This is a genomic window from Arthrobacter sp. T2-23 (assembly GCF_055398325.1).
Window position 1 is genome coordinate 2,817,635 of the sequence record NZ_AP027917.1, and the last position, 24,596, is coordinate 2,842,230.

Below are 24,596 nucleotides of genomic sequence, written 5' to 3' on the forward strand. Positions count from 1 at the left end.
CCGCCAAGCACCACCTATAGGAAGGACGCCACACCATGGCGAAGCTCAGCAACGAAGAGCTCATTGAAGCTTTCAAGGAACTGACCATCATCGAGCTCTCCGAGTTCGTCAAGCTCTTCGAAGAGACCTTCGAAGTTACCGCTGCCGCTGTTGCAGTTGCCGGCCCCGCCGGTGGCGCTGCTGAAGAGGTTGAAGAGAAGACTGACTTCGACGTCATCCTCGAAGGTGCTGGCGAAAAGAAGATCGCAGTGATCAAGGAAGTTCGCGCCATCACCTCCCTCGGCCTCAAGGAAGCCAAGGACCTGGTTGACAGCGCACCGAAGGCCGTCCTCGAAGGCGCCACCAAGGAAGCTGCCGAGAAGGCAAAGGAGCAGCTCGAGGCTGCCGGCGCCACCGTTACCCTCAAGTAACACGCGCAGCTCCGGGAGGCTCGCAGCCTTCCAGCTCCGGGAAACCCCGTCCACTTCGGTGGGCGGGGTTTCCTGCATTCCGGCGCCGACGCAGGCACGTGAACGTTGAGTAAATGATTGCTGGCTCTCCTTTTCAGGACGGGACGGGACCCCTAGACTTTGGCTTTGTGCCGATCGGCCGCCAACCCCTGAGGAGCTCACACAATGACAGATCCGGACCCGTCGTTCTCCCGCCGCGCCATGCTGGCCGCGGCCTTCGTCGGCGGCAGCACCGCCGCCGCGGTGCTCTCCGGCGCCCCCGCAGCCCAGGCTGCGCCCGGCAACGCGAAAAAGCAGTTCAACCTGACCGTGCTCGGCACCACCGACCTGCACAACAACGTCTTCAACTGGGACTACTTCAAGGACGTCCCCTACTCGGACAAGGCCGGAAACAGGATCGGCATCGCGCAGGCGTCAAGCCTGATCAAGGCCGTCCGGGCCGAGCGCGGCGCCGCCAACACACTCACCATTGACTCCGGCGACACCATCCAGGGCACGCCGCTGGCCTACTACTTCGCCAAGGTCAACCCCATCTCCCACACCGTCAAGCACCCCATGGCGCTGGCCATGAACGCCGTCGGCTACGACGCCGTTGCGCTCGGCAACCACGAATTCAACTACGGCATCCCGATGCTGCGGACCTGGGAGAAGCAGCTGGACTTCCCGCTGCTCGGCGCCAACGTGCACGACGCCGTCACCGGCCAGCGCGCCTTCACCCCGTACGTCATGAAGCGGGTCAAGACCGAGAACGGCTGGCTGACCGTCGGTCTCGTCGGTTTCGTGACCCCCGGCTGCGCCCTCTGGGACCGCGACAATGTCCAGGGCAAGCTCGACTTCAACGGCATCGTGGAGGAGGCCAAGACGGTCATCCCGCAGATGAAGGCTGCCGGGGCCGACGTCATCATCGTCTCCAGCCACTCGGGCGCGACGCCGGGCTCCTCCTACGGCGACGCGCTGCCGTTCGCCGAAAACGCCTCCACCCAGCTCGCCGAGGAAGTCCCGGGGATCGACGCGATCCTGGTCGGGCACGCGCACTTGGAGATCCCGGAGCGGTTTGTCACCAACAAGGAAACGAAGCGGCCGGTGCTCCTGACCGAACCGCTGAAGTGGGGCATGCGCGTCGCGGTCATCGACCTGGAGCTGACCAAGGACAAGGGCCGGTGGACCGTCACCTCGGCGCACTCCCACCTCCTGAACGCCAACACCGCCGATCCGGACCCCGCCGTCGTCAGCGCCGTGCAGGCCGGCCACGAGGCGACGGTGAAGTACGTGAACCAGGTGATCGGCACCTCCACCGCGCCGCTGACCACGGCGACGGCCTGCTGGGGCGACTCGGCCGCGATCGACGCGATCAACTATGTCCAGGCCAGCACTATCAAGGCGGAGCTGGCCAACGGCCCCGCCGCCGGGCTGCCGGTGCTTTCCATCGCCGCGGCCTTCTCCCGCTCCGTGGACGTCAAGGCCGGTCCGCTGACCATCCGCGACGTGGCCGGGTTGTACATCTTCGACAACACCCTGCTGTCCATCAAGGTCACAGGGGCCCAGGTCAAGGCCTACCTCGAGTGGTCGGCGCAGTATTTCAAGCCGGTGGCCACGACGACGGCCCTGGCCCAGGATGTCACGAACGCCGCCACCGCAATGGCGCCGAACGGCACCCCGGACTACAACTACGACGTCGTCTACGGCCTGGATGCGCCGCTAAACTACGAGATCGACCTGGCCCGGCCGGTGGGGGACCGGATCATGAACCTGAGCTACGGCGGCTCGCCCGTGCCGGCGGGCCGGGAGTTCGCAATGGCGATCAACAACTACCGCCAGAGCGGCGGCGGTAATTTCCCGGCCGTGAAGACGGCGCCGGTACTCTCGAACAGCCAGCAGGAAATCCGCCAGCGCATCATCGACTATGTTGTGGCGCACGGCACCCTCGACGCCGCCGTGTTCAGCCAGAGCAACTGGCGGCTCACGGTCAACGGTGAGCCCCTGACAGTCACCGCCTGACACCTGGCCGGCCCTTCCGCCGAAAACAGCAACGCGGGGTCACTTCCCGCCCATCCCTTGGCCTCGGATGGGCTGGAAGTGACCCCGCGTTGGTTTTAACCCGGGTGACTTAGGCGCCCTGCACCGGATCGGTGATGTCCGCGACGACGGCGCCGAGGGCTGCGGTGAGCGCGTCGGCGTCGACGAAGGCGCTGTACCCGTGTTCCCCGGCCCCCATCGAGATCCGACGGCCGGTGATGGTGCTGTCGGCGTAGACCGGCCAGGCGGAGGTGCTCCCGAGCGGGGTGATGGTGCCGCGCTCGTAGCCGGTTGCCGCCAGCGCGACGTCGGCGCTGGGCAGCGAGAGCTTGTTGACGCCGACCAGCTGGCGGAGCTTGGGCCAGCTGATCTGCCGGTCGCCGGGAACCAGGGCGAACAGGAAGCTGCCGTCCTTGTGCTTGACCACGAGGGACTTGACGATGTCGGCGGGTCTGATGCCGAGGATCGCGGCGGCCTCCTCGAGGCTGTGAGCGGCGAGGCGTTCCACCAGCTCCACCTCAAGCCCGCGAGCGGCGGCGTCGGCCAGGAAGCGCTTCCTGCCGTCAGTGCCGCCCTGCTCCCGGCCGGACGTCAGCCCGGCCGGTCGCGCTGCCGGATCGGTCATCAGTCGCGGTACAGCAGCAGGGCCTCGCCCTGGCCGCCTCCGCCGCAGAGCGACACGGCGGCCTTGCCGGCGCCGCGGCGTTTGAGCTCGTGGGCCGCATGCAGGGCCAGCCGCGCCCCGGAGGCGCCGATCGGGTGCCCCAGCGCGATGGCGCCGCCGTGGATGTTGCACTGCTCCAGCGGGTAGTCAAGGTCCTTGAGGGACTGCACGGCCACCGAGCCGAAGGCCTCGTTGATCTCGATGAAATCCAGGTCCGCGGCGGTCCAGCCGGCTTTCTCCAGCGCGCTCTTGATCGCGTTGGACGGCTGGGAGTGCAGCGAGTTGTCCGGCCCGGCCACCTGCCCGGGCTTGCCGACCACGGCCAGGTATTCCAGGCCGTGCTCCTCGGCGAACTTCCGCGAGGTGAGGACCAGGGCGGCGGCGCCGTCCGAGAGCGGGGAGGAGTTGCCGGCGGTGATGGTGCCGTCCGTGGCGAAGGCCGCGCGCAGGCCGGCCAGGGAGGCAACCGAGGTATCCGGCCGGACACCTTCGTCGGTGCCGACCTGGATCGGGTCGCCCTTGCGCTGCTTGACGCTGATCGGCGCGATTTCGCCGTCGAAGACCCCGTCCTTGGCGGCGCGGGCGGCGCGCTGGTGCGAGGCCGCCGCCACTTCGTCCTGGGAGGTCCGGTCGATGCCGAGCGTGACGTTCTTGCTCTCGGTTGACAGGCCCATCGACTGTCCGTCGAAGGCATCGGTGAGGCCGTCGTGGGCGGCGGCGTCAAGCGCCTGGACCGAGCCGTAGGTCCAGCCCTGCCGGGAGCCGGGGAGCAGGTGCGGGGCCCGGCTCATGGACTCCTGGCCGCCGGCGACGACGACGGTGGCGTCGCCGCTGCGGATCATCCGGGCCGCGTCGATTACCGCGGTGAGCCCGGAGAGGCAGACCTTGTTGATGGTGACCGTGGGGACGTTCCAGCCGATGCCGGCGCCGATGGCGCTCTGGCGGGCCGGGTTCTGGCCTGCCCCCGCCTGCAGGACCTGGCCCATGATGACCGAGTCGACCTGGTCCGGCTTCACTCCGCTGGCGGCCAGCGCCGCACGGATCGCGTGGGCGCCGAGTTCGACGGCGGTGAAGCCCGCCAGCTGCCCATTGAGCCGGCCCTGCGGGGTGCGGGCGGCGGCGAGGATGACAACATCATTGTTGTCCGCGGAGTTGTTCATGGTTATCTCTTCCGATCTCTAATGATGTACTCCAAGGTTATCGTGAGCCCCATCACGGAGCCATTCGGCCGGACCGGCGGGGAGCGGGGGCCGTGCTTGCAATCACGCCGCAAGTGGGGTAGACAAGTAGGTTGCTTTGCCGTATCGTAGATATTTGCGTCTTCCCTGTTTACCTTCAGCCTTCATATAGCGGTGGGCTTAGCCTGACAGCTGCTCCATCAATGTGCCGTCTACAACGTGCACCAGCATGGTCAGCCAGGTCCCGGGTCATATAGCGGAACCGGACTGGTAGCACTGCGAAGTCACTTCGCAGGGTGCATAACGGGGGAGATCTGAAAACGCCTGAAGGTCTGTGGAAGGATCCCTCTTGGTCGCCTCGAGCACCTCTAATGTAAACAACGCTACCGCTATCAATGCCGACAGCACCGACGGTGCAACCCGCCGGCTCTCCTTCGCAAAGATTCACGAACCGCTTGACGTTCCGAATCTGCTTGCCCTGCAAACCGACAGCTTCGACTGGCTGGTCGGAAACGAACGCTGGCAGGCACGCGTTGCGAAGGCCGTCGAAGAAGGCGACCTCAGTGTCGCCACCACGTCGGGCCTGTCTGACATCTTCGAAGAGATCTCCCCGATCGAAGACTTCCAGGGCACCATGTCCCTGAGCTTCTCCGAGCCGGAGTTCGCTGATCCGAAGTACACCATGGCCGAGTGCAAGGACCGGGACGCTACGTACTCCGCTCCGCTGTACGTCAAGGCCGAATTCATGAACAACAACACGGGCGAAATCAAGCAGCAGACCGTGTTCATGGGTGACTTCCCGCTGATGACCGAGAAGGGCACCTTCGTCGTTAACGGCACCGAGCGTGTCGTCGTGTCCCAGCTGGTCCGTTCCCCGGGCGCCTACTTCGAGCGCACCGCGGACAAGACCAGCGACAAGGACATCTTCACTGCGAAGATCATCCCGTCCCGTGGCGCCTGGTTCGAACTCGAAATCGACAAGCGCGACCAGGTCGGCGTTCGCCTCGACCGCAAGCGCAAGCAGTCCGTCACCGTGCTGCTGAAGGCCCTCGGCTGGACCGAAGGCCAGATCCTCGAGGAGTTCGGCCAGTACGACTCCATGCGCGCGACGCTGGAGAAGGACGCCACCGAAACCCGCGAAGACGCCTTGCTGGACATCTACCGGAAGCTGCGACCGGGCGAGCCGCCCACCGTCGAGGCTGCCCAGTCCCTGCTGGACAACCTGTACTTCAACTCCAAGCGCTACGATCTGGCCAAGGTCGGCCGCTACAAGATCAACCGCAAGCTCGGCATCGACCGCTCCCTTGGCGACAAGGAAGCATCCGTGCTGCACGTTGAAGACATCGTTGCCATGATCAAGTTCCTGGTAGCCCTGCACGCCGGTGAGAAGACCCTCATGGGCAAGCGCGACGGCCAGGACCACGAGCTGCGCGTCGAGATCGACGACATCGACCACTTCGGCAACCGCCGTATCCGCGCCGTCGGCGAGCTCATCGAGAACCAGGTCCGCACCGGTCTGTCCCGTATGGAGCGCGTTGTCCGCGAGCGTATGACGACCCAGGACGTCGAGGCCATCACGCCGCAGACCCTGATCAACATCCGCCCCGTCGTGGCAGCCATCAAGGAGTTCTTCGGAACGTCCCAGCTGTCCCAGTTCATGGACCAGAACAACCCGCTCTCGGGCCTGACCCACAAGCGCCGCCTGTCCGCGCTGGGCCCGGGCGGTCTGTCCCGTGACCGCGCCGGCATGGAAGTCCGTGACGTGCACCCGTCCCACTACGGACGCATGTGCCCGATCGAAACTCCTGAAGGCCCGAACATCGGCCTGATCGGTTCGCTGGCTTCCTACGGACGCATCAACCCGTTCGGTTTCATCGAAACCCCGTACCGCCTTGTCTCCGAGGGTGTCGTTTCCGATGAGGTCCAGTACCTCACCGCCGACGACGAGGCCGAGGTCCTGATCGCACAGGCCAACGCCCCGCTCGACGAGAACAAGCGTTTCGCCGAAGAGACCGTGCTGGTCCGCGCCCGTGGTGGTGGAGGCGAGCCCGTGCTGGTTCCCGCCGCCGACGTCGAGTTCATGGACGTTTCCCCGCGCCAGATGGTGTCCGTGGCTACCGCCCTGATCCCGTTCCTCGAGCATGACGATGCCAACCGTGCACTCATGGGTGCCAACATGCAGCGCCAGGCCGTGCCGCTGGTCCGCTCCGAGGCGCCGTTCGTCGGCACCGGCATGGAGCGCGCCGCCGCCGTCGACGCCGGTGACGTTGTCATCGCGAAGAAGGCCGGTGTGGTCACCGAGGTTTCCGCCGAGCTCGTCATCATGCTCAACGACGACGGCACGGAAACCAACTACCGGATCAACAAGTTCGCACGCTCCAACCAGGGCAACTGCTACAACCACCGCGTCCTGGTGAACGAAGGCCAGCGCCTGGAAGTCGGCGGCATCATCGCCGACGGCCCGGCAACGGACCAGGGCGAGCTCGCCCTCGGTAAGAACCTGCTCGTGGCATTCATGTCATGGGAAGGCCACAACTTCGAGGATGCCATCATCCTGTCCCAGCGGATCGTGGCCGAGGACGTCCTCTCCTCGATCCACATCGAGGAGCACGAGATCGATGCCCGCGACACCAAGCTTGGTGCCGAGGAAATCACCCGTGACATCCCGAACGTGTCCGAGGAAGTCCTGGCAGGCCTGGACGAGCGCGGCATCATCCACATCGGTGCCGAGGTTGAAGCCGGCGACATCCTGGTCGGCAAGGTCACTCCCAAGGGCGAGACCGAACTGACCCCGGAAGAGCGCCTGCTGCGCGCCATCTTCGGTGAGAAGTCCCGCGAAGTGCGCGACACCTCCCTGAAGGTCCCGCACGGCGAGTCCGGCACCGTGATCGGTGTCCGCGTCTTCGACCGCGACAACGACGACGAGCTGCCCCCGGGCGTCAACCAGCTGGTCCGCGTCTACGTGGCCGCCAAGCGCAAGATCACCGACGGCGACAAGCTCGCCGGCCGTCACGGCAACAAGGGTGTTATCTCCAAGATCCTTCCGATCGAGGACATGCCCTTCCTTGCCGACGGCACCCCCGTTGATATCGTCCTGAACCCGCTGGGTGTTCCGGGCCGTATGAACGTCGGCCAGGTGCTTGAAACGCACCTCGGCTGGGTTGCCAAGACCGGCTGGAAGATCGAGGGCGAGCCGGAGTGGGTCAAGCAGCTGCCGAACCTGCCGCGCGAAAGTGGCCAGACCACTGTCGCTACGCCGGTCTTCGACGGTGCGCGTGAAGAAGAAATCACGGGCCTGCTCGACTCCACCAACGTCACTCGCGACGGCGACCGCCTGATCAACTCTTCGGGCAAGACCCGCCTGTTTGACGGCCGCTCCGGCGAGCCGTTCCCGGATCCGATCTCGGTCGGCTACATGTACATCCTGAAGCTCCACCACCTGGTGGACGACAAGATCCACGCGCGCTCCACCGGCCCGTACTCCATGATCACGCAGCAGCCGCTGGGTGGTAAGGCACAGTTCGGTGGCCAGCGCTTCGGTGAAATGGAAGTGTGGGCGCTCGAAGCCTATGGCGCCGCCTACACGCTCCAGGAGCTCCTCACGATCAAGTCGGATGATATCCACGGTCGTGTGAAGGTCTACGAAGCCATCGTCAAGGGCGAGAACATCCCGGAGCCGGGCGTTCCTGAGTCCTTCAAGGTCTTGATCAAGGAGATGCAGTCGCTGTGCCTGAACGTGGAAGTACTTTCCACGGACGGAACCACAATTGAAATGCGTGACTCTGATGACGCAGTCTTCACGGCTGCGGAAGAACTGGGCATCGATCTGTCTCGTGCAGAGCCCAGTTCCGTAGAAGAGGTCTAGCAGGCGGGTTCGACGGCGGGTCACCACCCGCCGTCGAACACCACCTCCCTCTTCCCGTAACCCAAGACTTCAGAATTTAGAGAACAAGAGAGAACAGGGACCATATGTCCAGCGAATCCTCCTTCGGCCTCATGCAGATCGGCCTCGCCACCGCGGAAGACATCCGTGGCTGGTCTTACGGCGAGGTTAAGAAGCCGGAAACCATCAACTACCGCACGCTCAAGCCCGAGAAGGACGGCCTCTTCTGCGAGAAGATCTTCGGCCCGTCCCGCGACTGGGAATGCTACTGCGGCAAGTACAAGCGCGTGCGCTTCAAGGGCATCATCTGCGAGCGGTGTGGCGTTGAGGTCACCCGCGCCAAGGTCCGCCGTGAGCGCATGGGCCACATCGAGCTGGCCGCCCCGGTCACGCACATCTGGTACTTCAAGGGTGTTCCGTCCCGCCTGGGCTACCTCCTTGACCTGGCACCGAAGGACCTCGAAAAGGTCATCTACTTCGCCGCCTACATGATCACCAGCGTCGACGCCGATGCCCGCCACGAGGAACTGCCCAACCTGCAGGTTGAGCACGACATCGAGAAGAAGCAGCTGATCGACAACCGCGACTCCGACATCGCCACGATCGCCCGCGACCTCGAAAACGAGATCGCGCGCCTCGAGGGCGAAGGTGCCAAGGCTGCCGACAAGAAGAAGGCCCGCGACTCCGCCGACCGCCAGATGGCCAACGTCCGCAAGCGCGCGGACGCTGAGATCGAGCGCCTCGAGCAGGTCTGGGACCGCTTCAAGAACCTCAAGGTCGCCGACCTCGAGGGCGATGAGGGCCTGTACCGCGAGTTGCGTGACCGCTACGGCATGTACTTCGAAGGCTCCATGGGTGCCGAGGCCATCAAGAAGCGTCTTGAGGGCTTTGACATGCAGGCCGAGTCGGACCTGCTGCGCGACATCATCGCCAACGGCAAGGGCCAGCGCAAGACCCGCGCCCTGAAGCGGCTCAAGGTGGTCAACGCGTTCCTGACGACCAACAACAGCCCGCTCGGCATGGTGCTGGACGCCGTCCCGGTGATCCCGCCGGAACTGCGCCCGATGGTCCAGCTGGACGGTGGCCGCTTCGCGACCTCCGACCTCAACGACCTGTACCGCCGCGTGATCAACCGCAACAACCGCCTCAAGCGCCTGCTTGACCTCGGCGCCCCGGAGATCATCGTCAACAACGAGAAGCGCATGCTCCAGGAAGCCGTTGACAGCCTGTTCGACAACGGCCGCCGCGGCCGTCCGGTCACCGGACCGGGCAACCGCCCGCTGAAGTCCCTGAGCGACATGCTCAAGGGCAAGCAGGGTCGTTTCCGCCAGAACCTTCTGGGTAAGCGCGTTGACTACTCCGGCCGTTCGGTCATCGTCGTCGGCCCGCAGCTGAAGCTGCACCAGTGCGGTCTGCCGAAGCAGATGGCCCTGGAGCTCTTCAAGCCGTTCGTGATGAAGCGCCTGGTTGACCTCAACCACGCACAGAACATTAAGTCGGCCAAGCGCATGGTCGAGCGTTACCGCCCGCAGGTCTGGGACGTTCTCGAAGAGATCATCACCGAGCACCCCGTGCTGCTGAACCGTGCACCTACCCTGCACCGTCTCGGCATCCAGGCGTTCGAACCGCAACTGGTCGAAGGCAAGGCAATCCAGCTTCACCCGCTGGTTTGTGGCGCCTTCAACGCTGACTTCGACGGCGACCAGATGGCAGTCCACCTGCCGCTGAGCCCCGAAGCCCAGGCCGAGGCCCGGATCCTGATGCTGTCCTCGAACAACATCCTGAAGCCGTCCGACGGCCGCCCGGTGACGCTGCCTTCGCAGGATATGATCATCGGCCTCTACCACCTGACCACCAAGCGTGTCGGTTCAGCTGGCGAAGGCCGGATCTTCTCCTCCGTTTCGGAAGCCATCATGGCGTTCGACCTGCACGAGCTGCACCTGAACTCCAAGGTCAAGATCCGGCTCGAGGACTTTGTCCCCTACGCCGGCTGGGAAGCTCCCGAGGGCTGGGAGCCGGGTCAGACCGCACTGGTCGAGACCTCCCTGGGCCAGGTCATCTTCAACCAGACGCTGCCTGCGGACTACCCGTGGGTCGAGGCTGTTGCCGACAAGGGCGAGCTGTCCCGGATCGTCAACGACCTCGCCGAGCGCTACCCGAAGGTCGTCACGGCGGCAACGTTGGATAACCTGAAGGATGCCGGTTTCTACTGGGCAACCCGCTCGGGCGTCACGGTCGCCATCTCGGACATCGAGGTGCCCACGGACAAGCCGCAGATCCTCGCCGGTTACGAGACCATGGCCGCGAAGATCCAGGGCCAGTACGACAAGGGCCTGATCGACGACGACGAGCGTCGCCAGGAACTGATCGAGATCTGGAACAAGGCAACCAACGAGATCGCCCAGGCGATGCGTGACAGCCTGTCGCCGATGAACACCATCAACCGCATGGTGTCCTCCGGTGCCCGTGGTAACTGGATGCAGGTCCGCCAGATCGCGGGTATCCGTGGTCTGGTGGCCAACCCGAAGGGCGAGATCATCCCGCGCCCGATCAAGTCCTCCTACCGCGAGGGCCTGTCGGTGCTGGAATACTTCATCGCCACGCACGGTGCCCGTAAGGGTCTGGCAGATACCGCCCTGCGTACCGCCAACTCGGGTTACCTGACCCGTCGTCTGGTGGACGTCTCGCAGGACGTCATCGTCCGTGAAGAGGACTGCGGCACCGAACGCGGCCTCGTCACCCCGATCGCTGTGGCTGACGCCAACGGCGAGCTGGTCCTGGACGAGAACGTCGAGAACAGCGCCTACGCCCGCACCCTGGCCGTGGACGTCGTCGACGCCAAGGGCAAGGTCCTGGCAGCGGCAGGTACTGACTGCGGCGACGTCGTCATTGCCGAGCTGTTCGCGGCCGGCATCACCGAGGTCAAGGTCCGCTCCGTACTCACCTGTGAGTCCAGCGTCGGCACCTGCGCCCTGTGCTACGGCCGTTCGCTGGCCACCGGCAAGACCGTGGACATCGGCGAGGCCGTCGGCATCATCGCCGCACAGTCCATCGGTGAGCCCGGTACCCAGCTGACCATGCGTACCTTCCACACCGGTGGTGCTGTCTCCGCCGGTGGTGGCGACGACATCACCCAGGGTCTGCCCCGTATCCAGGAGCTTTTCGAAGCCCGTACTCCGAAGGGTGTCGCGCCGATTGCGGAAGCAGCCGGCCGCATCGCCATCGAAGAGTCCGAGCGCCAGATGCGCCTGGTCATCACCCCGGATGACGGATCCGAAGAGATCGCCTACCCGGTGCTGCGCCGTTCACGTCTTCTCATCGAAGACGGCGAGCACGTCAGCGTCGGACAGAAGCTCATCAACGGTCCGGTTGACCCCAAGCAGGTGCTGCGCATCATGGGCCCCCGTGCCGCGCAGAAGTTCCTGGTGGACGAAGTCCAGGGCGTGTACCGCAGCCAGGGCATCGGTATCCACGACAAGCACGTCGAGGTTATCGTCCGCCAGATGCTGCGCCGCGTCACGGTCATCGAGTCCGGTGAATCGGATCTGCTGCCCGGCGAGCTCGCCGAGCGCAGCCGCTTCGAGGACGCCAACCGCCGCGTTGTATCCGAGGGCAAGACGCCGGCCTCCGGCCGTCCCGAGCTCATGGGTATCACCAAGGCATCCCTGGCGACCGAGTCCTGGCTGTCCGCGGCTTCCTTCCAGGAGACCACCCGCGTCCTGACGCAGGCGGCCATGGAAGGCAAGAGCGACCCGCTGCTGGGCCTCAAGGAGAACGTCATCATCGGTAAGCTCATCCCGGCCGGCACGGGTCTCCCGCGCTACACCGAGGTCACAGTGGAACCGACTGAAGAAGCGAAGGCCAACCTGTTCACCGGCCCGAGCGCGTTCAGCGACTTCTCCTACGATTCCCTGGGCGGTGATGGAGCTCCTGAGTTCCACGCCATCCCGCTGGATGACTACGATCTGGGCAGCGACTTCCGCTAACGGAAAGCCTTTCCCAAGGATGGTCCCGCACCGCAAGGTGCGGGACCATCCCCGTTTAACAGGGGGCGTCCCACCGGGGCGATGGGCCGCAGTTTCCCGCCGATTAAGGGCTCGGGGCCGTCCGTGTTAGACTGGAGACTAATTGTTATTGTGGCAGTGGATGAGTGCGCCGGTTGCAGCCGAGGGGCTGGACCAGGACGACGTTTCCGGTTTGCAGGGTTCTTGTGCAACGTATGCCACATTTTCGCATGCCTAGGGGCCGTTCAGGATGGAAGTCCGGAGCCCCGGTGTGCGGTCCGACTATTAAGGCTTCGCCTCAGCTGCTCTGGAGAGAACTTCAAAGCTCGAGCGGCGAGGCGCAGCGACAAGAGAGCGGCTGCCAACGGCCGCTCCGGATAAAACGGAGAACACGAGAGTGCCTACGATTAACCAGCTGGTCCGCAAGGGCCGCACGCCTAAGGTCAAGAAGACCAAGGCTCCCGCGCTTAACGGCAGCCCGATGCGCCGCGGTGTTTGCACCCGCGTGTACACCACGACCCCGAAGAAGCCGAACTCGGCTCTGCGTAAGGTTGCACGTGTGCGCCTCAACGGCGGCGTTGAAGTTACCGCCTACATCCCCGGTGTTGGCCACAACCTGCAGGAGCACTCCATTGTGCTCGTCCGTGGCGGCCGCGTTAAGGACCTCCCGGGTGTCCGTTACAAGATCGTCCGTGGCGCCCTCGATACCCAGGGTGTGAAGAACCGTAAGCAGGCACGCAGCCGCTACGGCGCAAAGATGGAGAAGAAGTAATATGCCTCGCAAGGGTCCGGCCCCCAAGCGGCCGCTAGTACTAGATCCCGTTTACGGCTCCCCGCTGGTCACGCAGCTGATCAACAAGGTGCTGGTTGACGGCAAGAAGTCCACCGCAGAGCGCATCGTCTACGGTGCCCTCGAAGGCGCACGCGCCAAGTCCGGCGGCGACCCGGTTGCAGCCCTCAAGAAGGCCATGGACAACGTCAAGCCTTCCCTCGAGGTCCGCTCCCGCCGCGTCGGTGGCGCCACCTACCAGGTTCCCGTCGAGGTCAAGCCGGGCCGTTCCACGGCCCTCGCCCTCCGCTGGCTGGTCGGCTACTCCAAGGCCCGCCGCGAAAAGACGATGACCGAGCGCCTCCAGAACGAAATCCTGGATGCCTCGAACGGTCTCGGAGCCGCTGTGAAGCGTCGCGAAGACACCCACAAGATGGCCGAGTCCAACAAGGCCTTCGCACACTACCGCTGGTAATACTTCCCGGACGCCGCCGGCTCAACCGAGTCGGCGGCGAACGTGCAGTCCATCCGAAAGGGAGACACCGTGGCACAGGACGTGCTTACCGACCTTAGCAAGGTCCGCAATATCGGCATCATGGCCCACATTGATGCCGGCAAGACCACCACTACCGAGCGCATCCTGTTCTACACGGGTGTGAACCACAAGATCGGCGAAACGCACGACGGCGCGTCGACCACCGACTGGATGGAACAGGAAAAGGAACGCGGCATCACCATCACGTCTGCCGCCGTGACCTGCTTCTGGGAAAACAACCAGATCAACATCATCGACACCCCCGGCCACGTGGACTTCACGGTTGAGGTCGAGCGCTCCCTGCGCGTCCTCGACGGTGCAGTCGCCGTGTTCGACGGCAAGGAAGGCGTGGAGCCGCAGTCCGAGACTGTGTGGCGCCAGGCCGACAAGTACAACGTGCCGCGCATCTGCTTCGTCAACAAGATGGACAAGCTCGGCGCTGACTTCTACTTCACCGTCGACACCATCGTCAGCCGCCTCGGTGCCAAGCCGCTCGTCATGCAGCTGCCGATCGGCGCCGAGAACGACTTCATCGGCGTCGTCGACCTGCTCTACATGCGTGCACTGGTCTGGCCCGGCGACTCCAAGGGTGACGTCACCATGGGTGCCAAGTACGAGATCCAGGAGATCCCGGCTGACCTCAAGGAAAAGGCCGAAGAGTACCGCGCAACGCTCGTTGAGACCGTTGCAGAGTCCTCCGAAGAGCTCATGGAGAAGTACCTCGAGGGCGAAGAGATTTCGATCGACGAGCTCAAGGCCGGCATCCGCAAGATGACGATCAACTCCGAGCTCTACCCGGTCTTCTGTGGCTCCGCGTTCAAGAACCGCGGCGTCCAGCCGATGCTCGACGCCGTCGTGGACTACCTGCCGAACCCGCTCGACGTCCCCCCGATGATCGGTCACGATCCTCGCGACGAAGAGAAGGAACTGACCCGTAAGCCTTCCGCTGACGAGCCGTTCTCCGCACTGGCGTTCAAGATCGCCGCGCACCCCTTCTTCGGCCAGCTCACCTTCATCCGCGTGTACTCCGGTCACGTGGAAGCAGGCGCACAGGTGGTCAACTCCACCAAGGGCAAGAAGGAGCGCATCGGCAAGCTGTTCCAGATGCACGCCAACAAGGAAATGCCGGTCGACGGCGCTACCGCGGGCCACATCTACGCAGCCATCGGCCTGAAGGACACCACCACGGGCGACACCCTGTGCGATTCGTCCAACCAGATCGTCCTTGAGTCCATGAGCTTCCCGGAGCCCGTGATCTCGGTTGCGATCGAGCCGAACACCAAGGGTGACCAGGAGAAGCTCTCCACGGCCATCCAGAAGCTCTCCGCTGAGGACCCGACCTTCCAGGTCTCCCTCAACGAAGACACCGGCCAGACCATCATCGCCGGCATGGGCGAGCTCCACCTGGACATCCTGGTGGACCGCATGCGCCGCGAATTCAAGGTCGAGGCAAACGTGGGCAAGCCCCAGGTTGCCTACCGCGAAACCATCAAGCGTGCTGTAGAGCGTCACGACTACACGCACAAGAAGCAGACCGGTGGTTCGGGCCAGTTCGCAAAGATCCAGATCGCCATCGAGCCGCTGGACACGTCCGAGGGCGAGATGTACCAGTTCGAGAACAAGGTCACCGGTGGCCGCGTTCCGCGCGAATACATCCCGTCTGTTGACGCCGGTATCCAGGATGCGCTGAACGACGGCGTCCTGGCTGGCTACCCGGTTGTCGGCATCAAGGCAACGCTGATTGACGGCGCGTACCACGATGTTGACTCCTCGGAAATGGCGTTCAAGATCGCCGGCCGTATGGCTTTCAAGGAAGCCGCACGCAAGGCGAACCCTGTCCTGCTTGAACCGCTGATGGATGTCGAGGTCCGCACCCCTGAGGAATACATGGGTGAAGTTATCGGTGACCTCAACTCCCGCCGTGGCCAGATGCAGTCGATGGAAGATGCCCAGGGCGTCAAGGTCATCCGCGCGCACGTTCCGCTGTCCGGCATGTTCGGCTACATCGGTGACCTGCGTTCGAAGACCCAGGGCCGCGCTGTGTACTCCATGACGTTCAACAGCTACGCGGAGGTCCCGAAGGCAGTTGCCGACGAGATCATCCAGAAGAGCCGCGGCGAGTAGTCCTCCGGGACTACACGCAGCAGCGACAAAAACTCGGGTGCGTTTCCTCAACAGGGGATTCACCTGGTGCTGGCGGCCGGTTCCCGGTCGGATGCAGTCCGGTCAGGCCGGGGCACGGCCGCCAGCACGAACAGGCACTAGGCACTAGTATTAGTTCCTGAATCTGCAATTTCACCAATCCAAAGCCCCCCAAGTAGACTTGCTGGAGTTTCGGCCGCGACAAGCGCGGACGAAGGGTAAGTCATTTGAAAACGTTCTAGGAGGAACCTGTGGCAAAGGCAAAGTTCGAGCGGACTAAGCCGCACGTTAACATCGGTACCATTGGTCACGTTGACCACGGTAAGACGACGCTGACGGCCGCCATTTCCAAGGTGCTGTACGACAAGTACCCGACTCTCAACGAGAAGCGTGACTTCGCGTCGATTGACTCTGCTCCCGAAGAGCGTCAGCGCGGCATTACCATCAACATCTCCCACGTTGAGTACCAGACCGAAAAGCGCCACTACGCACACGTAGACGCTCCCGGTCACGCTGACTACATCAAGAACATGATCACCGGTGCTGCTCAGATGGACGGCGCAATCCTTGTGGTTGCCGCTACTGACGGCCCGATGGCTCAGACCCGTGAGCACGTTCTGCTCGCCCGCCAGGTTGGCGTTCCCTACCTGCTGGTCGCGCTGAACAAGGCTGACATGGTTGAGGACGAGGAACTCCTCGACCTCGTCGAAATGGAAGTTCGCGAACTGCTCAGCTCGCAGGGCTTCGATGGCGACAACGCCCCGGTCATCCGCGTTTCGGGCCTGAAGGCCCTGGAAGGCGACCCGGAGTGGGTCAAGTCGATCGAGGACCTCATGGAAGCCGTCGACGAGTCCGTTCCGGACCCCGTACGTGACCGTGACAAGCCCTTCCTGATGCCGATCGAAGACGTCTTCACGATCACCGGCCGTGGCACCGTTGTTACGGGCCGCGCCGAGCGTGGAACCCTCGCCATCAACTCCGAGGTCGAGATCGTCGGCATCCGCCCGGTCCAGAAGACCACGGTTACCGGTATCGAGATGTTCCACAAGCAGCTCGACGAAGCATGGGCCGGCGAGAACTGTGGCCTGCTGCTCCGCGGTCTGAAGCGCGACGATGTCGAGCGTGGCCAGGTTGTCGTCAAGCCGGGTTCCATCACCCCGCACACCGACTTCGAGGCCAACGTCTACATCCTCTCCAAGGACGAAGGCGGACGTCACAACCCGTTCTACTCCAACTACCGCCCGCAGTTCTACTTCCGCACCACGGACGTAACCGGCGTTATCACCCTGCCGGAAGGCACGGAAATGGTTATGCCTGGCGACAACACTGAGATGACCGTTGCGCTCATCCAGCCGATCGCTATGGAAGAGGGCCTCGGCTTCGCAATCCGCGAAGGCGGCCGCACCGTTGGTTCGGGACGCGTCACCAAGATCATCAAGTAACTACTTGCTGATCCGAGCTTGATACCGACCGGCTACGCCGTCTGACAGCCGCCGGAAGGTAGGAACAGCCCCGCTGCACTGCAGCGGGGCTGTTCTGTTTAACTCCCTGCTACGGTTGCCGGAGAGGAGTTGTGGGGACAGAAGGGAGTCGGACATGGAGTGGATCATTTTCCTCGCGGTGGTCGTTGCCGTCGCCGCGGGAGGCCTGTGGGCCAAGAAGTACTTCCGGCACGAAATCGAGCGCGCCAAGCGCATCGACCGGGCCAACAAGAACCGGTAGAGCCGGGGGCCGGTACCTGCTTAGGGCCGCCTGGCCTGGCTAAGCGCCTGGTACCAGTAGAACGACTCCTTGGGGGTCCGCTCCTGGGTCTCGAAATCGACGTGGACCAGGCCGAAGCGCTGGGAGTAGCCGGCCGCCCATTCGAAGTTGTCCATCAGGGTCCAGACGTAATAGCCGAGGAGTTCGACGTCGTCGGCGATGCCGCCGGGGGCGGTTGCCGCCAGGGCATGACCCAGATGGTCGGCGAGGTAGTTGATCCGGCCCGTGTCCGCAATCGGCCCGTCCACGTGGTCCGGTTCGGGGAAGCTGGCACCGCTCTCCGTGATGTAGAGCGGGGGCAGCGCTGCGCCGTAGCGGTCCTTCATCTCCCGCAGCAACGGCCCCAGGTGATCGGGCGCAACCGGCCAGCCAAAGCCGGTGGTCTCGTACTCCGGGAAGGCCGCCATATGGAACGGCAGGCGCACCATCGCCTCCGCCGGACCCACGGGGCTGTCCGCGGGCCCGCGGCCGGTGGCCACCTTCACCGGGTAGTAGTAGTTCAGCCCGTAGAAGTCCAGCGGCTGGTGGATGTCGCGTAGGTCCGCGTCCGGGATTTTGCCGAGGGACCGGAACCACGGGAGGGCCAGCAGCGGCGGCTTCGGGTAGCTCCCGAGCAGGATCGGGTCGGCGTAAATGCGGTTCAGCGCCAGATCGAAGACCTTGGCCAGCAGCCGGTCCGTGGGTGCTCCCGTTGCCGGGCGGACGGGGGAGTGCAGGTTGGTGACGCCGACGGCGCCGCTGACCCCGGCGGCTCGTAGCGCCTGCACCGCCAGGCCGTGGGCGAGGAGTTGGTGGTGCACCGAGGGAAGGGCATCGAACAGCAGGTCATGCCCGGGGGCGTGCACGCCGAGGGCGTAGCCGTTCAGGGTGACCGAGGCGGGCTCGTTCAGCGTCACCCACTGCGTCACCCGGTCGCCGAAGCGGGCGCCGGCGGCGGCGCTGTACTCGGCGAAACGCTCCGCCGTCGTACGGTTCATCCAGCCGCCCCGGTGTTCGAGCGGAAGCGGTGTGTCCCAGTGGTACAACGTGGCCATCGGGGAGATCCCCGCCTCCAGGAGCCGGTCGATCAGCCGGTCGTAGAAATCGAGGCCTTCGGCATTAAAGGGGCCCGTGCCGTCGGGCTGGATCCGCGGCCAGGAAATGGAGAAGCGGTAGGAATCGATGCCGAGGTCGCGCATCAGCCGGACGTCTTCGTCCGAGCGGTTGTAGTGGTCGCAGGCGACGGCGGGGGAGTGGCCGTCCTGGATGCTGCCGGGCTTTTCGGAAAAGGCGTCCCAGCCTGAGGGCCCGCGGCCGCCGGCCGAGAGGGCGCCCTCGATTTGGAAGGCGGCCGAGGCCACCCCGAGCATAAAGCCGGGCCGCAGCCGGGCGGCGAGGTCCTGGATTGCTGGGGAATCCTGCACGGTCATGCCCCCTATCTTCGTATCGACCGTTGCTGAAGGCAATGACCCGGGGACTGCCCCGGTGCCCGGCCAGCCTCCGGGAGGGTGCTGACGGGCGTTGATTCGCTTCTTCCGATTAATTCCGGCATACTAGATGAGTTGTTCAAGCGCTCTTTCGCGTCCCGATCCGGATAATGCCGGGTGCCAGGGTCCAAGTAAGAGCCCAAACATAACCCACTTCCCAAGGAATTGCGGACGAGTACGCGTGCAAACCGCGACACGCCCGACCGCGGGGGTCGGTTGCGCCGGCAGGTTGAGGAACCCGGATCCATCCGGATTCAGCTTGTGCGGCGGGTGGTAGTTACGACTTCAAATGCTTCGGCAGCCGCACAACAGGTAAGTAAACAGAGCAGCATTTACTGAAAGAGAGTCAGGCGACATGGCGGGACAAAAAATCCGCATCCGGCTGAAGTCATACGACCACGAGGTCATTGACGTTTCAGCACGGAAGATCGTTGAGACGGTCACGCGCGCAGGCGCAACTGTAGTCGGCCCCGTGCCGCTGCCGACGGAGAAGAACGTTTACTGCGTAATCCGCTCTCCGCACAAGTACAAGGACAGCCGCGAGCACTTTGAAATGCGCACGCACAAGCGTCTTATCGACATCATCGATCCCACGCCCAAGGCTGTTGATTCGCTCATGCGTCTCGACCTGCCGGCCGACGTGAACATCGAAATCAAGCTGTAGGGAGGTGCTGAGAGACTATGACCGCAACCCGTAACGTAAAGGGCCTGCTGGGCACGAAGCTCGGCATGACCCAGGTCTGGGACGAGAATAACAAGCTCATCCCCGTCACTGTGGTCCAGGCTGACTCGAACGTCATCACGCAGCTGCGCAACGCAGAGACTGATGGCTACGTCGCCGTTCAGATCGGCTACGGCCAGATCGATCCCCGCAAGGTCACCAAGCCGCTGGCTGGTCACTTTGAAAAGGCAGGCGTCACGCCTCGCCGCCACGTCGTAGAACTGCGCACTGCAGATGCTGACTCTTACGAGCTGGGCCAGGAGCTCTCCGTTGAGCTCTTCGAAGCCGGCCAGAAGATCGACGTCGTTGGCACCACCAAGGGTAAGGGCTTCGCCGGTGTTATGAAGCGCCACGGCTTCCACGGCGTTGGAGCTTCCCACGGTGCCCACAAGAACCACCGTAAGCCCGGTTCCATCGGTGGCGCATCCACCCCGAGCCGCGTCTTCAAGGGCATGAAAATGGCCGGCCGCATGGGCGCCGTTCGTCACACCACGCTGAACCTCACGGTCCACGCGGTTGACGTCGAGAAGTCGCTGCTCCTGATCAAGGGTGCCGTCCCCGGCGCCCGCGGCCAGGTCGTACTCGTACGCACCGCCGTGAAGGGAGCCTAGTTCAATGACTAGCACTGTCAAGGTTGACCTGCCCGCAGAGATCTTCGACGTACAGACCAACGTGCCGCTGCTGCACCAGGTCGTCGTTGCACAGCTCGCTGCTGCTCGCCAGGGTACCCACAAGACCAAGACCCGCGCCGAGGTTTCCGGTGCAGGTCGCAAGCCGTTCAAGCAGAAGGGCACCGGCCGCGCCCGTCAGGGTTCCATCCGTGCTCCTCACATGACCGGTGGTGGCATCGTCCACGGCCCGACGCCGCGTGACTACAGCCAGCGCACCCCCAAGAAGATGATTGCTGCTGCACTGCGCGGCGCTCTCTCTGACCGCGCCCGTAACGGCCGCATCCACGTCGTTGCTGAACTGGTCGCCGGCACCAAGCCGTCCTCCCGTGAAGCACTGGCAACGCTGCGTGGCGTCTCCGATCGCAAGAACCTGCTCGTTGTCATCGACCGCGCGAACGATGTTGCTGCACTCTCCGTGCGCAACCTCCAGGATGTTCACGTTCTGTACGCAGACCAGCTGAACACCTACGACGTGCTCGTTTCTGACGACGTAGTCTTCACCAAGGCTGCCTACGAAGCATTCGTTGCTGACAAGGCTGCAAAGAACGAGGAGGATGCCAAGTGAGCGCAGCCACCATCAAAGACCCGCGCGACGTCGTGCTTGCACCCGTCGTCTCGGAAAAGAGCTACGGCCTGATCGACGAGGGCAAGTACACCTTCCTGGTGGACCCCCGCTCGAACAAGACCGAGATCAAGCTGGCCGTGGAGAAGATTTTCTCCGTCAAGGTCGAATCGATCAACACCATCAACCGTGCCGGTAAGCGCAAGCGGACCAAATTCGGATGGGGTACCCGCAAGAACACCAAGCGTGCCATTGTGAGCCTCAAAGAAGGCACTATCGACATCTTCGGCGGTCCGCTCTCGTAGCGGAGACCACTTTAACGAGGAAATAAATTATGGGAATCCGTAAATACAAGCCGACTACCCCGGGCCGTCGTGGCTCGAGCGTAGCGGACTTCACCGAAATCACGCGGTCGACGCCGGAAAAGTCGTTGGTACGTCCCCTCCCGAAAAAGGGTGGCCGTAACAACACCGGTAAGATCACGACCCGTCACAAGGGTGGTGGCCACAAGCGCCAGTACCGTCTGATCGACTTCCGTCGCCACGACAAGGACGGCGTCAACGCCCGCGTTGCCGAAATCGAGTACGATCCGAACCGCACGGCTCGCATCGCCCTCCTGCACTACGTTGATGGCACCAAGCGTTACATCATCGCCCCGAACAAGCTGGCCCAGGGTGACACCGTGGAAGCAGGTGCCGACGCTGACATCAAGCCCGGCAACAACCTGCCGCTGCGCAACATCCCGGTCGGTACCGTGATCCACGCAGTTGAACTGCGTCCGGGTGGCGGCGCCAAGATGGGCCGCTCTGCCGGCGCATCGATCCAGCTCGTTGCAAAGGAAGGCCGTTTCGCCCAGCTGCGTCTGCCTTCCGGCGAAATCCGCAACGTTGACGTGCGCTGCCGCGCAACCGTCGGCGAGGTCGGCAACGCCGAGCAGTCGAACATCAACTGGGGCAAGGCCGGCCGTATGCGCTGGAAGGGCGTCCGCCCGACCGTCCGTGGTGTCGCGATGAACCCGGTCGACCACCCGCATGGTGGTGGCGAGGGTAAGACGTCCGGTGGACGTCACCCCGTCAACCCGAACGGTAAGCGCGAAGGCCGCACCCGCCGTCCCAACAAAGAGAGCGACAAGCTTATTGTTCGTCGCCGTCGTACTGGCAAGAACAAGCGATAGGAGCCTGGACACATGCCACGCAGCCTGAAAAAAGGTCCTTTCGTTGACCAGCACCTCTTTGTGAAGGTAGCCAGGGAAAACGAAAAGGGCACCAAGAACGTCATCAAGACCTGGTCCCGCCGTTCGATGATCGTCCCCGACATGCTCGGCCACACGATCGCCGTGCACGACGGACGCAAGCACATCCCGGTGTTTGTCACTGAGTCGATGGTCGGGCACAAGCTCGGCGAATTCGCTCCCACGCGGACATTCCGCGGCCATGTCAAGGACGACCGTAAGGGCAAGCGCCGCTAGGCGCCTGCACTTACGTCAAAGACGAGAGAAGGAAAGCAATGGAAGCCAAGGCAATTGCGCGTCACATCCGCGTAACGCCTATGAAGGCCCGGCGCGTCGTCAACCTTGTTCGTGGTAAGCAAGCGAACGAGGCTCTGGCAATTCTGAAGTTTGCCCCGCAGGCAGCTTCTGAGCCGGTATTCAAGGTAGTTCAGTCGGCAATCTCCAACGCCCGGGTCCTCGCGGACCGCGACGGCGTGGCGTTTGACGAAGGTGACCTCATCATCAGCGAAGCGTTTGTTGATGAAGGCCCGACCATGAAGCGGTTCCAGCCGCGTGCCCAGGGTCGTGCATTTCAGATCAAGAAGCGCACGAGCCACATCACCGTGGTAGTCGCTACCCCGGAGAAAGAGGAGGCTCGCTAAGTGGGACAGAAAGTTAACCCGCACGGGTTCCGACTCGGTATCACCACCGATCACGTATCGCACTGGTTCGCCGACAGCACCAAGTCCGGCCAGCGGTACAAGGACTTCGTTCGCGAAGACATCCGTATCCGCCAGCTCATGTCCACTGGCATGGAGCGCGCCGGCATCGCCAAGGTTGAGATCGAGCGCACCCGCGACCGTGTCCGCGTGGACATCCACACGGCACGTCCGGGCATCGTCATCGGCCGCCGCGGCGCCGAGGCAGACCGCATCCGCGGCGAGCTCGAAAAGCTCACCGGCAAGCAGGTTCAGCTGAACATCCTCGAGGTCAAGAACCCCGAGATGGAAGCCCAGCTGGTTGCCCAGGGCGTCGCAGAGCAGCTGACTTCCCGTGTGGCTTTCCGCCGCGCGATGAAGAAGGCAATGCAGTCCGCACAGCGCGCCGGTGCCAAGGGCATCCGGATCGCTTGCTCCGGTCGACTGGGTGGCGCAGAAATGTCCCGCTCGGAGTTCTACCGCGAAGGCCGTGTGCCCCTGCACACCCTCCGCGCGAACATCGACTACGGCTTCTACGAGGCCAAGACCACCTTCGGCCGCATCGGCGTGAAGGTCTGGATCTACAAGGGTGACGTCACCGCCAAGGAACTGGCTCAGCAGGCAGCTGCTGCTCCGTCCCGCGGCCGCGGTGCCGGCGATCGTCCGGGCCGCCCGGGTGGCGCTGACCGTGGTGACCGCCGTCGTCGTAACGACCGCCCGGCCGAGGCTGCACCTGCTGCTGCCGAAGCTCCGGCTGTCGAAGCAGCTGCACCGGCAGTAGAAGGAGGACAGGCTTAAATGCTTATCCCGCGTCGAGTAAAGCACCGTAAGCAGCACCACCCGGGTCGTTCCGGCGCTGCCACGGGCGGCACCGAGGTCTCGTTCGGTGAGTGGGGTATCCAGGCTCTGAGCCCGGCATACGTCACCAACCGTCAGATCGAATCTGCCCGTATCGCGATGACCCGCCACATCAAGCGTGGCGGAAAGGTCTGGATCAACATCTACCCGGACCGTCCGCTGACGAAGAAGCCGGCCGAAACCCGCATGGGTTCCGGTAAGGGTTCTCCGGAATGGTGGGTTTCAAACGTCAAGCCGGGCCGGGTTCTCTTCGAACTCTCCGGTGTTAGTGAAGAGGTAGCTCGCGAGGCCCTGCGCCTGGCAATCCACAAGCTGCCGTTGAAGGCACGCATTGTGCGTCGCGAAGGTGGTGAGTAGAAATGGCAGTAGGATCCAAGGAACTTGCATCCGCACAGCTGGACGGTTTCGACAACGAGCGTCTCGTTGAAGAACTCCGCAAGGCCAAGGAAGAGCTGTTCAACCTGCGTTTCCAGTCCGCCACCGGCCAGCTGGAGAACCACGGTCGTCTGCGCGCGGTAAAGAAGGACATCGCACGCATCTACACCGTTCTCCGTGAGCGCGAGCTGGGCATTCGTGCCGAGGTTGCCGCACCGGTTGTGGAAGCCAAGGAAGAAAAGAAGTCCAAGAAGGCTTCGACCAAGAAGGCTGACACGGCTGAAACGGTTGAGACCGAGGAGGATGCCAAGTGAGTGAAAAGGACGAGAACGTGACGGAAACTGTTTCCGACGCAGCCAAGGCTGACGAGCGCGGTTACCGTAAGACGAAGCGCGGCTACGTGGTCTCGGACAAGATGGAGAAGACCATCGTTGTCCAGGTCGAGGACCGCGTGAAGCACGCCCTCTACGGCAAGGTTATGCGCCGCAACACGAAGATCAAGGCTCACGACGAAGAGAACAGCGCCGGCATCGGCGACCTCGTTCTCCTCGCCGAGACCCGCCCGCTCTCCGCTACCAAGCGGTGGCGCCTGGTGGAGATCCTCGAGAAGGCCAAGTAACACCTGCAGCACCCC

The 24,596-nt window shown here is 63.7% G+C and carries 23 protein-coding genes; 20 read left to right on the forward strand and 3 right to left on the reverse strand.

The window, feature by feature from the left end:
• Positions 1–35 precede the first annotated feature (35 nt).
• The gene (rplL, locus tag ACZ5Z0_RS13150) at positions 36–410 is read left to right on the forward strand and encodes a 50S ribosomal protein L7/L12 (protein ID WP_464108824.1); all 375 of its coding nucleotides are present in this window, start codon (positions 36–38) and stop codon (positions 408–410) included.
• Between the two features lie 204 nt (positions 411–614).
• The gene (locus tag ACZ5Z0_RS13155; RefSeq protein WP_464108825.1) at positions 615–2,447 is read left to right on the forward strand and encodes a bifunctional metallophosphatase/5'-nucleotidase; all 1,833 of its coding nucleotides are present in this window, start codon (positions 615–617) and stop codon (positions 2,445–2,447) included.
• A 109-nt stretch (positions 2,448–2,556) separates the two neighbouring features.
• Here the strand turns inward: ACZ5Z0_RS13155 and ACZ5Z0_RS13160 are convergent, their stop codons facing one another.
• Both ACZ5Z0_RS13160 and ACZ5Z0_RS13165 read right to left on the reverse strand, forming a co-directional pair.
• Complete coding sequence (locus tag ACZ5Z0_RS13160; protein ID WP_464108826.1) at positions 2,557–3,090, reverse strand: aminoacyl-tRNA deacylase; 534 nt, start codon at positions 3,088–3,090, stop codon at positions 2,557–2,559.
• On the reverse strand, positions 3,090–4,289 hold the full coding sequence (locus ACZ5Z0_RS13165) for an acetyl-CoA C-acetyltransferase (RefSeq protein WP_464108827.1): 1,200 nt from the start codon (positions 4,287–4,289) through the stop codon (positions 3,090–3,092). Before ACZ5Z0_RS13165 ends, ACZ5Z0_RS13160 begins: the two co-directional genes overlap by 1 nt.
• A 367-nt stretch (positions 4,290–4,656) precedes the next feature.
• Between ACZ5Z0_RS13165 and rpoB the strand changes: the two genes are divergently transcribed.
• The 7 genes from rpoB (at position 4,657) to ACZ5Z0_RS13200 (ending at position 17,362) form a co-directional block, all read left to right on the forward strand.
• Positions 4,657–8,172, forward strand: coding sequence for a DNA-directed RNA polymerase subunit beta (rpoB, locus tag ACZ5Z0_RS13170; RefSeq protein ID WP_138768564.1), 3,516 nt, complete (start codon positions 4,657–4,659; stop codon positions 8,170–8,172).
• A 104-nt stretch (positions 8,173–8,276) separates the two neighbouring features.
• Positions 8,277–12,176: a DNA-directed RNA polymerase subunit beta' gene (locus tag ACZ5Z0_RS13175; protein WP_138768565.1), complete on the forward strand. Its 3,900-nt coding sequence runs from the start codon at positions 8,277–8,279 to the stop codon at positions 12,174–12,176.
• 415 nt (positions 12,177–12,591) lie between these two features.
• Positions 12,592–12,966, forward strand: a complete 375-nt coding sequence (rpsL, locus tag ACZ5Z0_RS13180; protein WP_011692814.1) for a 30S ribosomal protein S12 — start codon at positions 12,592–12,594, stop codon at positions 12,964–12,966.
• Between the two features lies 1 nt (position 12,967).
• On the forward strand, positions 12,968–13,438 hold the full coding sequence (rpsG, locus tag ACZ5Z0_RS13185) for a 30S ribosomal protein S7 (protein ID WP_026531948.1): 471 nt from the start codon (positions 12,968–12,970) through the stop codon (positions 13,436–13,438).
• A 69-nt stretch (positions 13,439–13,507) separates the two neighbouring features.
• Positions 13,508–15,622, forward strand: a complete 2,115-nt coding sequence (gene fusA, locus ACZ5Z0_RS13190) for an elongation factor G (protein ID WP_138768566.1) — start codon at positions 13,508–13,510, stop codon at positions 15,620–15,622.
• A 269-nt stretch (positions 15,623–15,891) separates the two neighbouring features.
• Positions 15,892–17,082, forward strand: a complete 1,191-nt coding sequence (tuf, locus tag ACZ5Z0_RS13195; protein ID WP_138768567.1) for an elongation factor Tu — start codon at positions 15,892–15,894, stop codon at positions 17,080–17,082.
• 154 nt (positions 17,083–17,236) lie between these two features.
• A complete protein-coding gene (locus ACZ5Z0_RS13200; protein WP_261375126.1) occupies positions 17,237–17,362 on the forward strand; it encodes a hypothetical protein in 126 nt (41 codons plus the stop codon).
• A gap of 20 nt (positions 17,363–17,382) precedes the next feature.
• On the opposite strand, the gene ACZ5Z0_RS13205 is transcribed toward ACZ5Z0_RS13200, so the two are convergent.
• A complete protein-coding gene (locus tag ACZ5Z0_RS13205) occupies positions 17,383–18,810 on the reverse strand; it encodes a GH1 family beta-glucosidase (RefSeq protein ID WP_464108828.1) in 1,428 nt (475 codons plus the stop codon).
• Positions 18,811–19,222: 412 nt separating this feature from the next.
• Here ACZ5Z0_RS13205 and rpsJ point away from each other — a divergent pair, with 412 nt between their 5' ends.
• The 11 genes from rpsJ to rpsQ are packed head-to-tail and all read left to right on the forward strand — an operon-like array spanning position 19,223 to position 24,581.
• Positions 19,223–19,531, forward strand: a complete 309-nt coding sequence (rpsJ, locus tag ACZ5Z0_RS13210; protein ID WP_003803825.1) for a 30S ribosomal protein S10 — start codon at positions 19,223–19,225, stop codon at positions 19,529–19,531.
• Positions 19,532–19,548: 17 nt separating this feature from the next.
• Positions 19,549–20,199, forward strand: coding sequence for a 50S ribosomal protein L3 (gene rplC, locus ACZ5Z0_RS13215; protein WP_003803812.1), 651 nt, complete (start codon positions 19,549–19,551; stop codon positions 20,197–20,199).
• Between the two features lie 4 nt (positions 20,200–20,203).
• Positions 20,204–20,824 carry a 50S ribosomal protein L4 gene (gene rplD / locus ACZ5Z0_RS13220; RefSeq protein WP_464108829.1) on the forward strand — a complete coding sequence of 207 codons (621 nt, stop codon included), beginning with the start codon at positions 20,204–20,206 and terminating at the stop codon, positions 20,822–20,824.
• Entirely contained in the window at positions 20,821–21,126 is a 306-nt protein-coding gene (gene rplW, locus ACZ5Z0_RS13225) for a 50S ribosomal protein L23 (RefSeq protein ID WP_018773664.1), read from the forward strand. Before rplD ends, rplW begins: the two co-directional genes overlap by 4 nt.
• A gap of 29 nt (positions 21,127–21,155) precedes the next feature.
• The gene (rplB, locus tag ACZ5Z0_RS13230) at positions 21,156–21,995 is read left to right on the forward strand and encodes a 50S ribosomal protein L2 (RefSeq protein ID WP_024366131.1); all 840 of its coding nucleotides are present in this window, start codon (positions 21,156–21,158) and stop codon (positions 21,993–21,995) included.
• Positions 21,996–22,007: 12 nt separating this feature from the next.
• The gene (gene rpsS, locus ACZ5Z0_RS13235) at positions 22,008–22,289 is read left to right on the forward strand and encodes a 30S ribosomal protein S19 (protein WP_018773666.1); all 282 of its coding nucleotides are present in this window, start codon (positions 22,008–22,010) and stop codon (positions 22,287–22,289) included.
• A gap of 38 nt (positions 22,290–22,327) precedes the next feature.
• Entirely contained in the window at positions 22,328–22,693 is a 366-nt protein-coding gene (gene rplV / locus ACZ5Z0_RS13240) for a 50S ribosomal protein L22 (protein WP_003803798.1), read from the forward strand.
• Positions 22,694–23,527 (forward strand): 30S ribosomal protein S3, encoded by an 834-nt coding sequence (gene rpsC, locus ACZ5Z0_RS13245; RefSeq protein ID WP_464108830.1) that lies wholly within the window; start codon positions 22,694–22,696, stop codon positions 23,525–23,527. It begins immediately after the preceding gene.
• Positions 23,528–23,944, forward strand: a complete 417-nt coding sequence (rplP, locus tag ACZ5Z0_RS13250; protein ID WP_138768571.1) for a 50S ribosomal protein L16 — start codon at positions 23,528–23,530, stop codon at positions 23,942–23,944. It abuts the gene before it with no gap.
• Between the two features lie 2 nt (positions 23,945–23,946).
• On the forward strand, positions 23,947–24,276 hold the full coding sequence (gene rpmC / locus ACZ5Z0_RS13255; protein ID WP_138768572.1) for a 50S ribosomal protein L29: 330 nt from the start codon (positions 23,947–23,949) through the stop codon (positions 24,274–24,276).
• Positions 24,273–24,581 (forward strand): 30S ribosomal protein S17, encoded by a 309-nt coding sequence (gene rpsQ, locus ACZ5Z0_RS13260; RefSeq protein ID WP_056737811.1) that lies wholly within the window; start codon positions 24,273–24,275, stop codon positions 24,579–24,581. Before rpmC ends, rpsQ begins: the two co-directional genes overlap by 4 nt.
• Positions 24,582–24,596 lie beyond the last annotated feature (15 nt).

Excerpts from the sequence above, each read along its gene's own strand:
- rplC (WP_003803812.1), top strand. The coding sequence starts at position 19,549 with ATGACCGCAACCCGTAACGTAAAGGGCCTGCTGGGCACGAAGCTCGGC.
- rpsG (WP_026531948.1), top strand. The coding sequence starts at position 12,968 with ATGCCTCGCAAGGGTCCGGCCCCCAAGCGGCCGCTAGTACTAGATCCC.
- ACZ5Z0_RS13160 (WP_464108826.1), bottom strand. The coding sequence starts at position 3,090 with ATGACCGATCCGGCAGCGCGACCGGCCGGGCTGACGTCCGGCCGGGAG.
- rplP (WP_138768571.1), top strand. The coding sequence starts at position 23,528 with ATGCTTATCCCGCGTCGAGTAAAGCACCGTAAGCAGCACCACCCGGGT.
- ACZ5Z0_RS13175 (WP_138768565.1), top strand. The coding sequence starts at position 8,277 with ATGTCCAGCGAATCCTCCTTCGGCCTCATGCAGATCGGCCTCGCCACC.
- rpmC (WP_138768572.1), top strand. The coding sequence starts at position 23,947 with ATGGCAGTAGGATCCAAGGAACTTGCATCCGCACAGCTGGACGGTTTC.
- rplL (WP_464108824.1), top strand. The coding sequence starts at position 36 with ATGGCGAAGCTCAGCAACGAAGAGCTCATTGAAGCTTTCAAGGAACTG.
- ACZ5Z0_RS13200 (WP_261375126.1), top strand. The coding sequence starts at position 17,237 with ATGGAGTGGATCATTTTCCTCGCGGTGGTCGTTGCCGTCGCCGCGGGA.
- rpsJ (WP_003803825.1), top strand. The coding sequence starts at position 19,223 with ATGGCGGGACAAAAAATCCGCATCCGGCTGAAGTCATACGACCACGAG.
- rplV (WP_003803798.1), top strand. The coding sequence starts at position 22,328 with ATGGAAGCCAAGGCAATTGCGCGTCACATCCGCGTAACGCCTATGAAG.
- rplD (WP_464108829.1), top strand. The coding sequence starts at position 20,204 with ATGACTAGCACTGTCAAGGTTGACCTGCCCGCAGAGATCTTCGACGTA.
- ACZ5Z0_RS13205 (WP_464108828.1), bottom strand. The coding sequence starts at position 18,810 with ATGACCGTGCAGGATTCCCCAGCAATCCAGGACCTCGCCGCCCGGCTG.
- ACZ5Z0_RS13155 (WP_464108825.1), top strand. The coding sequence starts at position 615 with ATGACAGATCCGGACCCGTCGTTCTCCCGCCGCGCCATGCTGGCCGCG.
- ACZ5Z0_RS13165 (WP_464108827.1), bottom strand. The coding sequence starts at position 4,289 with ATGAACAACTCCGCGGACAACAATGATGTTGTCATCCTCGCCGCCGCC.
- rpsS (WP_018773666.1), top strand. The coding sequence starts at position 22,008 with ATGCCACGCAGCCTGAAAAAAGGTCCTTTCGTTGACCAGCACCTCTTT.
- rplB (WP_024366131.1), top strand. The coding sequence starts at position 21,156 with ATGGGAATCCGTAAATACAAGCCGACTACCCCGGGCCGTCGTGGCTCG.